Source organism: Kiritimatiellales bacterium, assembly GCA_041656295.1.
In the GTDB taxonomy this organism is placed as follows: domain Bacteria; phylum Verrucomicrobiota; class Kiritimatiellia; order Kiritimatiellales; family Tichowtungiaceae; genus Tichowtungia.
On sequence record JBBADV010000001.1, the window covers coordinates 254,019 to 266,924 of the forward strand.

The following is a 12,906-nucleotide window of genomic DNA, read 5'->3' on the forward strand; positions in this document are numbered from 1 at the left end:
TATTAAAACTAAATTCATGATTTAACATCAGGTGTTTTTATCCATGGGACATCATCAAGCTGTCCTTCCCATCCCGTTTTTAACCTGTTACTGTATTTCCCATTGTATTCACACACAGCCAGTATTCCCATTTCAAGATACCACAGACCTAAATTCCACGCATCGTGCAAAGCGTTTTTTATCACATCAAAATCGTCGTGTTCTGGATGGATTAAAGAATTTCTCATCTCGGTTAAAGCATGAGGTGCATCAATCCATTTCATATTGTCAGCAGTACATCGTAAGTTTGATGTTTCTGCAGGTATATCTAATGAAATTCCTAAAGAAGAGAACAACATACGGAATTTATCAGAAGCATATAATTTTTTAAACCCTCTCGCGGAAATCAAACGCTTCTCTTTAACCGCAAGCTGGTATGCAAGCAATTCCATGGCAGCCTGGGTGAGAATAATTCCGGCATCAATTCCTTGATAAGAAGCATTTGCTTTTAAATACCAGTAAATCACTTCACGCAATGTTTCACCCCATCCATCATTATGCCATTTTCTCATGAAAAGAGGGAACAATGCCTCTAATTGCTCAGGATGAAATCTATCAAACCAATGCGGGAAATAATATCGTTGCTCTGTCGGGCATGACCATTGTTCCCATACTTTATCTCCTTGCATTCCATATCCAACGGTACAAACAGGGTCGCGCCATCCTCCTGCCGCTAAAGAAAGAAAAAGTCGAAGAGTGAATAAAAACTCATCCAACTCTTCTCCAGAAAATGACGTATTGTTTGATTTTTGAATTCGTCCAATGTGAGTTAACCGATATCCGCCTTCATCCTTTATTAAATTTATACTCTCACTGGTTGAAATAAGTGATTGTATTTCACTTTCCCAGTCATTGTATATCAGAGTTAAATGATTAATAAGGAGTCGAGTCGTATCATTTTCTTCGTATGAAAATTTTGAACTGTAAAAATTCGGGAAATTGAACAGATGGAATACCGCGTTATTAATAGCTGTTACATTATTTCCAACGCCGACAATAGGAATAGATCGTGGACACCACTTGATCGAAAGAATTTTCTTGGGAACGTCTCCTCCTCCTCCAACATGTAGCCCATCAATATTCTGCCCATCAAAGGAAAAAATAATTTTTTCTTCGAGGTCAAAATAAATCTTAAAATTCTCTGCAGAATCAACGTTTTCAAACGATCCATAGAGATAGATATTGGGACGAGGAAGCATTGTTAATTTAGCAGCTCCCGATCCTGAATATGTGTTGTTTGCAACCTGAAGCGAAACGGGCGCTTCTTTAAGCAATATCTCATTCGGATTAGAGAAAAAATCATATGCTGGTACTATGGAGCCATTCATACACGCACCTTATTCTTTTCATGTGCATAATGTAGAAAAAATTTGAGTCTGTTATTCTATATAGTAATATTTATTTAGATCATTTGGATTATCAAGATCGAATCTAAATTCATAAAAAAATGTATTAAACTTAATTCGAAAATCAGCCGAGCCATCGATAAACACCTGCCTTTCCTTTGATCATCTTTCCACTTGAATCTTGTTTAGTTTGCGTTCCCTTTTTTACACGCTCAAGTAATCCATACATCATAAACCGATCAATCATGCGTGAAATCTGAGTGCCATCGAGTGCCAACCGCTGTCCAAAATGTGTCATAGGGATATTGAAAACCATTTCTTGATTTGTATTTCCATAAGCAAGGCTGCGACAAATACGAAAAAACTCTTTTTCCTGCCGCGGAATCGCTTTGTAAAAGGCGACTTCGTGCGGATTTAGCTTAGACTGATAATCTGTTTCCAATCGTTCCCAGTGACTTTTGGCTTCGGACATATGCTGCTCAAGTGGATCACAAAAAGCCAAAGCATTGGTTTTGTAAAAAAGAGAGCAAAATTCAAAGGCTACCTCTTTCGAAACAGCATCATATAAAAACGTCACTATTCCAATCAGTTGTTCATTACGTTTTCCTGGTTCCGCCTTGAACCGAGATGCTACCAATTGATTATAAAGTTTAAATCGGGCGGGGTGCTGTTTCCTATACTGCTCCTGAGCCTGTGTCATGCTCGCAATAACTTTGGTTTGATCCATAAAGGATGAAGAAAAATCATTTTTCTTTATTTCTTCATCTCTATATTCCTTTGTCTCTTTATTCTTTATGACATCTTGACTGAAGATCCAATCGGTTAATGTTTTTAATGGAATTCGCGTATTTATGTACTCGATTTTTTGTACTGTTCCGCCAGACCTTACACCCCCCGGCAAGCGGAAAAGGCGGGCGCAATCTGTCAATACTTTCCCGTCAGCTCGCGAGAATATTAATTTAAGATCGGATGCAATGCGGCGCCATTCTTCCTTTGAAGGAGATTCTTCCGTTCGAATGACGGTGTGAATACTTTTATTGCCACTGCAAACCCGTAAAGAGTGAGGGAGATCAGATGTATTCCAGAATTGGCGCTGCTCCTCCAATGGCATTCCATCATGCTCAATCACCCATGTATGGTGTTGCAGAATATTGTCTTTTCGGCGGGAGCTACCCTGCAGGAAACTGTTTCCACAACAATATTGTTCCGTAGGTTGAACCGTTATTTCACTAGCGGGCCTTATCGGACGAGTTTGTTTTACATCATTAGCGATCAAAACAGGCTCGTCGTCATCCCATAATAATTTCCGTACATCAATCCATGAAATTTTGTTCATTGGAAACCTCTGCTTCTGCGCTAAGCGCATTGGCTTTTTCAGAGTTGGAACTGCGAGCTATCTGATAAGGACGCTGAGCATATAACGGGCATCCCGTTGCCGTACATTCACGAATGGCAGCAGTTGACCCCCAGACACACTCAAGACATTTTGCAATTATTGCCGACCGTAAAGAGCCCTCATAAGCCTTGCGAAAATGATTTAATTTGCTCGGGAAGTCTTCTGATACCTGTTGAAGCATTTTCTGCTGTTTAGCGTCAAAAACGTGCGCGTTACCTGTGCTTTTTTCAGAACGATTATTCATGAGCTTCTCCTCGAACTGATTCTTTGATGAGGCTTTTAACTTCGGAATCGCGGATGAACACACGCCCCCTGATGAAAACCCGATGTAATTGACCGTCTTTAAACATCCGGTCAATAGTTGGGAGCGAAACGCGCAAGGTAGATGCTGCTTCTTTGCGAGTAAGCAGTTTGTCAGACGGGTTTTCTGGAGCAAACGTAAGGGAGTGTTCCAGTTTCTCCGGTGTAAGCCCCGGGGTGTACGGGGAAAGCATCGCAATTACAGCGGTGCTGATGGGTGATGGTATCTCTACATTCTTCATGATCGTCCTCCAATTTCTGCGGGATTTCCCGCGTTATCGGAGAACATCAATAAGCATTTTTTTTATAAAAACATGTAGATTTTTATAAAAACAGGTTCAGTATTCTCAGAGTTCTGAATTCTCGTATTCCTTATATTTTTTCCTTAAAACGTCATAAATATTCCCAAATTTTAATCCCGAAGGACGAAACGATGTGTCTTTTTTTAACAATGATCCATCTTTCAGGGTTTTTACAGTAGTTTTTCTTTTAATTTTGAAGTCTTCTTCCAGTTCTTTCGCTAAAGAAAAAGCAGATTTTTTTCTATGAGGGTCTTTTTTAAACGCAGCGGTGAGGATTTTTTTTTCTGTTGGATTTTCTGGCCGACGTTGTATGCCCCAAAATGCAGCGGTCTTGTTAGCGGTTAGAATAGATAAAAATTGAAGAAAAGCGTCTTCAATATTGCGTATAGTGTAAGAATCATTTTTTTTAGTTAGTAAAGTCGTTCCTTGGCAAAAATAATCCCAAAATTTAAGATAATCTAATAATAAAATATACTGATCCATAGCCCAGCTAATTTTATCTTTTCCTTTTTTCCCTTTATATAAATCCCAAGACCATGCTTGTGGAAAATTAAGCGCTAATCGGATGAGAATAAAGTCCTTCGACGAAATACACAATGAAGTATCAAACGGTTGCAATTTATGAGTGATAAAATGGTATTTTATAGGGAATTTTTCTAAATACTCTTTATATTTTTGGTCAAAAAATGAATCGACAGCATCCAACTTTTGATATTGTTCAAATTCCTGTACTTCTGGAAATGTGTAGCATAAATATTCGCTTTTTGGATTTAACAATTCATCAAAAATCGGAGCACATTCAGAACTACTTTTTATGTGTTTTCTAAAGTTTATAATTATATTAACAACTCTTTTTTCTATCGCTTCTTCTAGTCTTGGGAAATCGCTCATTTTTTTGCCTCCAAAATTGCAATGACTTTCCCTTTTACGGTTTTCCAGTTGTTGCCATTCAGTGTTTTCATGAGTTCTAACGCCTCTTCCGTCGGCGATTTTGTATCAGAGCTGCTATTAAGGATATCCGGCAGGGTCTTTTGCATGGCTTCTCGCAATTGCTGACGCTCTGGCCGGAAATAGTGCTTAGTAACGAGTTCGACGGTGCGATGGCCTGTAATTTTGCGCACAACGTCTAAGGGCAGTCCGCGCATAAGCGCAATCGTGACGAATGTTGTTCTAAGGCTGTGAAAATCCCTAATCGATGCTCTCAATATGCCAGTCTCGCGCTCTTCGTACATGCGTCCTCGAGTGGGTTTGGCGATCTCTTTAGTTTTTACCACCCTGATCTTCCCACGAATGAACGCCTTTTCTAAATGGGTTTCTAGCTTATTGAGATATAAAGACGCGGTACTAATGCTGATTCCGGCGGCTTTTGCGCTGGTTCTTATACAATTCCCAGCGAGATAGGCATCCAGCAGCGCGAGAGCATAATTAAGTTTTTCCCCGTGGAATACTTCAGTTGCAGCTTTTCTGATTTCTTCGGGAGTGCAATCGTCAGTTTTATATTCATTTGTTGGCAAATCTTCACCGTCGTCGAATCCAGCTTTTTTCAACACGGCTTTAAAGCGATGAGTTAATGCCGTTGGGTTTGTTTCATACAATGCTTTGGCATCGGGGAAGACATATTCAGATTTTCGCCGCTTTTGGTTTCGGATTTCTGCCTCGAGCATATTTGCCATTGGGATATCTACAACTTCGCCTGTTTTGCTGGTTTTTACAGTAATAAATCCGGCATTCAGATCAATGGATTCCCATTTTAGAAAACAGCAATCTTTCCGACGCATGGCGGTACATGCGGCAGTTATTGCCAGAGAGTAAATCAGCGGATCTGATTGTGCTGCCTCTAAAACAGCATTTAATTCTTCTACGGTAAATGGTTGCCGATAAACAGTTTCAACTTCTTTTGACAATATTTCACGGGCGGCGGGGACTCCGGCACGACGTAATGCGGTTTTTATGGGGACAAGATATTTATTCCACGTCTCGGCAGTTACGCCTTTTTGCTCTAATGTATCAAGAAATGCGGAAACATGTTCTGTTCGAAGCTGATCGACACGGAGAACTTTTGGATAATGCTCTTTGATATAGGCTACAAAACTATTCAGCTTTGCGAGAGTTTGTTTCTGGTGTTCTGATGATAAAGACCGGCGGCGGGGCTTATTGAGCCAGAGGGCAGGGAATTCATCAATGGTGTGCCGGTTGAGCTTCTTTCCAGCGCGGGCTTCATAAACCGCCTCTACCAGCTGGGTTTCGCTTTTACCGGAATGGACTTCTGCCATAAGGCGATCAAACGCCTGTTGCGCCTCTCCACGTGAATTTTCGAAATACACACTGCCTTTTTCTGATAAATCCTTTGGGCGCGCGCCTCTGATTTCAACATGCAGGTTTTTTACGAATTCTTTCCCATCAATTTTATAACGGGCGTACCACCATTTAGACGTTTTCCGCATTACTAAGCTCATACCAGCCCTCGTTTTTGATCCCTGTGATTCCGAGTGAGGCTATAGGATATTAAAAACGTCAAGACAAGCTATTTTTGGAAACAAAGCGGAAACTTTTTTAAAATTTAACTTAAAATATCAATAATATATTAGTTCGCAATCAGCCTATCACGCTGGGGGTGCGTGTTCGAGTCCCGTCATCCTCGCCACATTCTCGGGGTTAAGACAGCCATCTTAACCCTGTTTTTATTGGTACGTATCTCATCAGAGCTTGGACCTAAACAGTAAACAGATGATTCAAGTGATCATTACGCCATGAAGCATCGTCTGCCGGGCTTATAAAAGTGTTCGTATCCTGTGCTTTCAATGAAATTTAAATTCTACTATGATTTCTTTATCTTGTTATACGAGGCAATATGGCATTGGAAACTTTTTTTGAACATCCGGCTTTAAACTCGCCGTATGAATATCCTGCCCGCCACTGGGAACTGGATAAAGACGGACAGCCCACGCAGAAAATTCTTAACAAGCGGCGCAATGTTGATTTTGTTACTCCGATTCCTAAGGCCCGCAAACGTAAAGAAGCCGCAGCTCAGAAGCTTATGGTTTTCGATGAAGGCACAGGGCTGTCATCTGAAGACCAGCAATACCAGGTGGCGGATACCATCAACCGGCTTCGTCATCATGTAAATCAATGGCGTCAGATTCCTGATTCAACACAGTGGAAAGTCACTCCGGAAACTGCGAGGCTTCTTTACCATTGGCGCACTTATCCGTTTGCGGGAATCAAACCGTTTTTTTGTCAGATTGAAGCGGTTGAAACCCTGATTTGGCTAACGGAAGTTGCCCCTCAGATGGGGAAAACCGGTCAGGATTTTCTGGAACATTTAACCGCGGTCAACCGCGATTCAGGGTCTGATCTGATGCGATTGGCACTCAAACTGGCCACGGGCGCGGGAAAAACCACTGTGATGGCCATGATTATTGCCTGGCAGACAATCAATGCGGTCCGGCGCCCGGGAAGTAAGCGATTCAGTCGCGGTTTTTTAATTGTCGCGCCGGGAATTACAATTCGTGACCGATTGCGGGTTCTGCTGCCGCATGATCCTGACAGTTATTATAAAAACCGGGAACTGGTTCCGCAGGAAATGCTTCCTGATCTGGAACGCGCAAAAGTGGTCATTACAAACTATCACGCCTTTAAATTAAAGGAACGAATTGAACTCTCGGCCGGCGGACGCGCGCTTTTAGAAGGACGCCTTGGCGTGCAGCTCAATACACTCGAGTCCGAAGGGCAAATGCTTCAGCGGGTTATGCCGGAATTAATGGGGATGAAAAATCTTCTCGTGCTGAATGATGAAGCTCACCACTGTTACCGCGAAAAACCGGCCGGGAACGATGAAGGAGATTTAGCCGGAGAAGATAAGCGGGAAGCGGAATCTAACAAGGAAGCGGCCCGGCTTTGGATTTCCGGCCTTGAAGCGGCGCAACGTCAAGTGGGTGTTTCTCAGGTAATTGATTTGTCCGCTACGCCGTTTTTCCTGCGCGGATCCGGTTATGCCGAGGGGACTTTATTTCCCTGGACCATGAGTGATTTTTCTTTAATGGATGCCATTGAATGCGGAATTGTAAAATTACCGCGCGTTCCAGTGGCAGATAATATTCCAGGCGAAGATGAACCGGTTTATCGTAATCTATGGGAACATATCGGAAAAGATCTGCCAAAGACTGCCCGGGGCGCATCCAATTTTGATCCCCTTTCAATTCCATCCAAACTTCAAACAGCGCTGGAAGCGCTCTACGGACATTATAAGCAAACCTTTGAACTGTGGCAGAACGCCGGCATTCGGGTTCCCCCCTGTTTCATCGTGGTTTGCCAGAACACCGCGATTTCAAAACTTGTGTATGATTTTATCTCCGGGTTTGAACGTGAAAATGAAGATGGCTCAAAAAGTTTAGAAAATGGACGGCTGGAATTATTCCGCAATTATGACGAACACGGAAACCCGCTGGCTCGTCCGCGCACATTGTTAATCGACAGCGCACAGCTGGAATCCGGCGAAGCGCTCGATAAAAATTTCTCGGCCGCCGCCAAAGATGAGATTGAGCGGTTCAAGCGTGAAATCATTGAACGCACCGGAAACCGGCAGACCGCGGAAAATATTTCCGAGCAGGAACTTCTGCGCGAAGTAATGAATACCGTTGGGAAAGAAGGTACTCTCGGAGAACCGGTTCGATGCGTTGTCTCTGTATCCATGTTAACTGAGGGGTGGGATTGTAATACAGTCACGCATGTGCTGGGCGTGCGCGCCTTCGGAACACAACTGCTCTGTGAGCAGGTCATCGGCCGCGCCTTGCGCCGGCAGTCGTATGAACTCAACGATGAAGGCCTGTTTAATGTCGAATACGCCGATGTTTTCGGCATACCGTTTGATTTCACCGCGAAACCTGTTCCTGCACCTCCGCAACCGCCGCGCGAAACCATTCAGGTGAAAGCAATCCGTCCGGAGCGCGATGCACTCGAAATACGTTTCCCGCGTGTTGTCGGGTATCGCGTAGAACTGCCGGAAGAACGGTTAACCGCCAGATTTTCACCGGACTCAATTCTGGAACTGACACCTGCCTTAATCGGCCCGGCGATTAGCCGGAATGAAGGTATTATCGGTGAAGGTGTTGATATGACGCTGGAGCATACAAAAGACATGCGGAAATCAACCCTGCTGTTCAATCTCACGCAACGCCTGCTCTACACAAAATGGCGCGATCCCGGTGAAGAACCGAAACTGCACCTGTTCGGACAGTTGAAGCGCATTACCAAAGAGTGGCTGGAAACCTGTTTGCACTGCAAAGGAGGAACATATCCTGCCCAGCTCATGTATCAGGAACTGGCGGATATGACGTGCGAACGCATTACTGCGGCGATTACCAGCGACATGATGGACAAGCATCCTGTCAAAGCGGTACTGGACCCGTATAATCCAGCGGGTTCTACAGCGCATGTTAATTTCAGCACATCGAAAAAACACCGCTGGGAAACAGATTCCCGGAAATGCCACATAAACTGGGTTGTTCTGGACAGCGATTGGGAGGGAGAATTTTGTCGCGTTGCCGAAACACATCCGCGGGTCATTGCATACGTTAAAAATCACGGACTTGGACTGGAAGTCCCGTATAAATACGGATCTGAAACCCGTCGGTATCGTCCGGATTTTATTGTCCATATCGACGACGGGCGCGGAGCGGAAGATCCCCTTAATCTGATTGTTGAAATCAAAGGGTATCGCGGGGAAGACGCCAAAGACAAAGCCATTACTATGGAAACCTACTGGATTCCGGGAGTTAACCATCTTGAACAGTATGGACGCTGGGCGTTCGCGGAATTTACCGATGTATACGAAATCCAGTCCGATTTTGCCGCTCAGGTGGAACAACAATTTGAGCTGATGGTCGACAATGTCATAAAGAGTGCAGAAAAATCATGAGAGCGGTGGAAAAAAACGGTCAGATTCAGCGCTTGACTGCCGCGGTAAAGCGGGGATATATTTCGCGCACATCCCCCTCGTGGGCTTCGGCCCCGGGGCGCGAGGCCGCGCCGTTTGGTGCGGCCTTTGCATTTTCTGGCATGCTTGTCCTGGCAGGAAGGCATTTTAAATGAAAAGAACAGCGTTCTATATTGATGGATTTAATTTTTATTACAGCGCAGTGAAAGGGACTCCGCTTCGCTGGTTAAATTTTCAGGCATTGTTTCAGCGTTTATTCCCTAAAAATCAAATTGCGGTCATAAAATACTTTGCTGCTGAAGTTTCGGATCTTCCCGATAATCCTAAGCAGTCATTAAGGCAGCAGGTTTATTGGCGTGCACTGGAAACACTCCCTAATTTTAACATTTATACAGAACATTTTTTAACCACCACGATTAAGGCCAATGTCGTAAAGCCTCCGCCGAAAACGATAAAAGTATATAAAACAGAAGAAAAAGGATCTGATGTAAATATCGAGTCACATCTTTTGATGGACGGTTTTTGCGATGTTTATGATTGTGCCATTGTAGTTTCCGGGGATTCTGACCTTGTAACCCCGATTAAAATGGTTCGGGAGGAATTAAAAAAACCGATCGGCGTATTGAATCCGCAGCGGCTTTCCGGCTCGGATTGCCGGAAAGAACGGAAAAGCGCTGGATTACGGCATGCCGCCTCATTTTACAAAAAAGGAATTACCTGGGGACAGTTGGAAAAATCGAAATTCTCAGATCAAATAAAAACTCCAAAAGGAATTATTCATTGTCCGGATCGGTGGAAATGATAATCGCGGGGAATTTTTCGGGTTGAAATAAAGTTTTGGGAGAACGCAATGGCGGGAAGAAAAAAAGCACCGGCAAAGAAAAAAGTGGAAACATTGAGTTATCCGGATGACAAACGGAAAAATATTCCCACCGCCGAATATCAGGCCATGGTTGAAAAAGAGCAGGCCGATCCGTTGCGGGTGGCCTATGAACGCCGCAATCGCGACCTCGACCCGCAGCTTGTCTGGCGGGATAAAGACATCCGGGACTGGTCCGACTTTATCGTCCCGGCACCGCCGCTTTACATTCAGGAAAAAATACACCCGAAAGTGCTGATCGACGATCTGCGCAAAATGACCGGCGACAGTGACCGGCTGGCGAACGATACAGAACAGCTGGATATGTTTTCCGATTTTAACGGCATTCCGGAGGGAGCGGAAAAAACCGAATTTTATCAGCACGACCAAAACTGGAGCAACCGCATGATTCTGGGCGACTCCCTTCAGGTCATGGCCAGTCTCGCCGAACGCGAAAGCCTGCGCGGCAAAGTGCAGTGCATCTACTTCGATCCACCTTACGGCATTAAATTCAACTCCAACTTTCAGTGGTCTACCACCAGCCGCGACGTCAAGGACGGCAAGGTCGACCACATCACCCGCGAACCGGAACAGGTCAAAGCCTTCCGTGACACTTGGCGCGACGGCATTCACAGTTATTTGAGCTACCTCCGCGACCGCCTCACCGTCGCCCGCGATCTATTGACCGACTCCGGCTCCATCTTCGTTCAGATCGGCGATGAAAATGTACACCGAGTTAGAGCGGTAATGGATGAGGTGTTTGGGGAAGATGATTTTGTTAGTATAATTAGCTATTCGACAACAAGCAGTTTTGAAGCATCTACGCTTAGCCGAGCTGGAGATTATATTATTTGGTATGCAAAGAAAAAAGAGTTCATAAAATACCGAATGCTTCTTCGGTTAAAAGAATTTGGCGGTGAAGGAAGTTCTGCATATTCTCGAATTGAAAATGAATTTGGCGAAAGATGTTCGATTTCAGATTTTGAAAAAAAATATGAAATAACATTTGATTATTCTCGCCGATGTAACATTTCACAACATTGTCGAGTGCATGCACTCGACAATGTAACATCTCAAGGGATCGCAAAAGAAAAACAAATTTTTGAATTTGAAGGAAAACCGTATGAACCTGGGGGCACAAACCACTGGAAAGCAAATTATCCGCTTGGACTGACACGCTCGGACAGAACCAATTTGGAGGAGATAAAATATATGTAGTCCAAACGGGATTAACTATTATCCAACGCTGTCTTCTCATGACCACCGACCCCGGCGACCTTGTGCTCGACCCGACCTGCGGCTCCGGCACCACTGCGTACGTTGCTGAACAATGGGGACGCCGCTGGATTACCATCGACACCTCTCGCGTCGCCCTTGCACTGGCCCGCGCGCGCATCATGGGTGCGCGTTATCCGTTTTATCTGCTCGCAGACAGTCCGGAAGGACAGCAAAAAGAAGGCGAGGTGACTCGAACTGTTCCGTCCACTCAACCCACTTACGGGAATATCCGCCATGGATTTGTTTATGAGCGTGTACCGCATATTACGCTGAAATCCATTGCGAATAACGCGGAGATTGATGTGATTTATGATGAGTATCAGCAGCGTCTCGAACCCCTCCGCGAACAGCTTAACACCGCACTCAAGACCGAGTGGCAGGAGTGGGAAATTCCCCGCGCAGCGGATGATAAATGGCCGGCGTCCGTCAAAAAACTCCATACCGACTGGTGGGCGTTTCGCATCGACCGGCAAAAGGAGATTGATAAGTCCATCGCGGCCAAGGCCGACTATGAATATTTATACGATAAGCCTTATGCGGATAATAAAAAGGTGCGTGTGGCGGGCCCTTTTACGGTGGAAAGTCTCTCGCCGCACCGTGTGCTGGGTGTGGACGAAGATGATAATCCGCTCGATGTTGTTGCCGAAAGTGCGTCGGCATACGGGCAGGATTTTGCATCGATGATTCTCGATAATCTGCGGACTGCCGGTGTTCAGCAGGCGCGCAAAGCGGATAAAATTAATTTTATCTCTCTCGAAGGGTGGCCGGGGCATTATATCTGTGCCGTCGGGACGTATACGGAAGGGAATAAGGAAAACGGCAGGTCGCGGCGGGCCGGGATTTTAATCGGACCGGAATTTGGAACGGTGTCCCGGCCTGATCTGGTGGCGGCGGCCCGCGAGGCCGCCGAATCCGGGTTCGATGTGTTAATTGCCTGTGCATTCAACTTTGAGGCGCGCACCACCGATTTTGATAAACTCGGCGCAATCCCTGTTTTAAAGGCCCGGATGAATGCCGATCTGCACATGTCGGCCGACCTGAAAAACACCGGGAAAGGAAATCTGTTCGTTATCTTTGGCGAGCCGGATATTGAAATCCGCCATGCAGAAAACGGACAGATTGAAATCGAGGTGAAGGGCGTGGATGTGTTCCATCCCAATACCGGCGAAATCCGCAGTGATGGGCCGGAAGGCATCGCCTGCTGGTTTATCGACACCGATTATAATGAAGAGAGCTTTTTTGTCCGGCACGCATATTTCCTTGGACAGAACGATCCGTATAAAGCCTTAAAAACAACGCTGAAAGCGGAGATCAATACGGATGCGTGGGATACGCTCAACTGCGCCGTTTCCCGGCCGTTCGATAAACCTGCCGGCGGCCGCATCGCCGTTAAAGTGATCAACCACCTCGGCGATGAGGTGATGAAGGTGTTTAGGGTATAATGTTCACAG

The 12,906-nt window shown here is 45.1% G+C and carries 10 protein-coding genes; 4 read left to right on the forward strand and 6 right to left on the reverse strand.

The window, feature by feature from the left end; translation table 11 throughout:
- Window positions 1-14: 14 nt before the first annotated feature.
- The 6 genes from WC959_01095 to WC959_01120 form a co-directional block, all read right to left on the reverse strand.
- Complete coding sequence (locus WC959_01095) at window positions 15-1,367, reverse strand: hypothetical protein (protein MFA5687739.1); 1,353 nt, start codon at window positions 1,365-1,367, stop codon at window positions 15-17.
- Between the two features lie 142 nt (window positions 1,368-1,509).
- On the reverse strand, window positions 1,510-2,721 hold the full coding sequence (locus WC959_01100; protein ID MFA5687740.1) for a hypothetical protein: 1,212 nt from the start codon (window positions 2,719-2,721) through the stop codon (window positions 1,510-1,512).
- On the reverse strand, window positions 2,699-3,025 hold the full coding sequence (locus WC959_01105) for a hypothetical protein (protein ID MFA5687741.1): 327 nt from the start codon (window positions 3,023-3,025) through the stop codon (window positions 2,699-2,701). Before WC959_01105 ends, WC959_01100 begins: the two co-directional genes overlap by 23 nt.
- On the reverse strand, window positions 3,018-3,323 hold the full coding sequence (locus WC959_01110) for a helix-turn-helix domain-containing protein (GenBank protein MFA5687742.1): 306 nt from the start codon (window positions 3,321-3,323) through the stop codon (window positions 3,018-3,020). The genes WC959_01105 and WC959_01110 overlap by 8 nt, the downstream gene beginning before the upstream one ends.
- Window positions 3,324-3,428: 105 nt before the next feature.
- Window positions 3,429-4,274, reverse strand: coding sequence for a hypothetical protein (locus WC959_01115; protein ID MFA5687743.1), 846 nt, complete (start codon window positions 4,272-4,274; stop codon window positions 3,429-3,431).
- On the reverse strand, window positions 4,271-5,839 hold the full coding sequence (locus tag WC959_01120; protein MFA5687744.1) for a tyrosine-type recombinase/integrase: 1,569 nt from the start codon (window positions 5,837-5,839) through the stop codon (window positions 4,271-4,273). Before WC959_01120 ends, WC959_01115 begins: the two co-directional genes overlap by 4 nt.
- Before the next feature lie 395 nt (window positions 5,840-6,234).
- Here WC959_01120 and WC959_01125 point away from each other — a divergent pair, with 395 nt between their 5' ends.
- The 4 genes from WC959_01125 to WC959_01140 all read left to right on the forward strand — a co-directional run bounded on the left by WC959_01125 (window position 6,235) and on the right by WC959_01140 (window position 12,897).
- A complete protein-coding gene (locus WC959_01125; GenBank protein MFA5687745.1) occupies window positions 6,235-9,300 on the forward strand; it encodes a DEAD/DEAH box helicase family protein in 3,066 nt (1,021 codons plus the stop codon).
- 169 nt (window positions 9,301-9,469) lie between these two features.
- On the forward strand, window positions 9,470-10,120 hold the full coding sequence (locus WC959_01130; GenBank protein ID MFA5687746.1) for an NYN domain-containing protein: 651 nt from the start codon (window positions 9,470-9,472) through the stop codon (window positions 10,118-10,120).
- A 48-nt stretch (window positions 10,121-10,168) separates the two neighbouring features.
- Window positions 10,169-11,395, forward strand: coding sequence for a DNA methyltransferase (locus tag WC959_01135; GenBank protein ID MFA5687747.1), 1,227 nt, complete (start codon window positions 10,169-10,171; stop codon window positions 11,393-11,395).
- 38 nt (window positions 11,396-11,433) lie between these two features.
- Entirely contained in the window at window positions 11,434-12,897 is a 1,464-nt protein-coding gene (locus WC959_01140; GenBank protein ID MFA5687748.1) for a DNA methyltransferase, read from the forward strand.
- Window positions 12,898-12,906 lie beyond the last annotated feature (9 nt).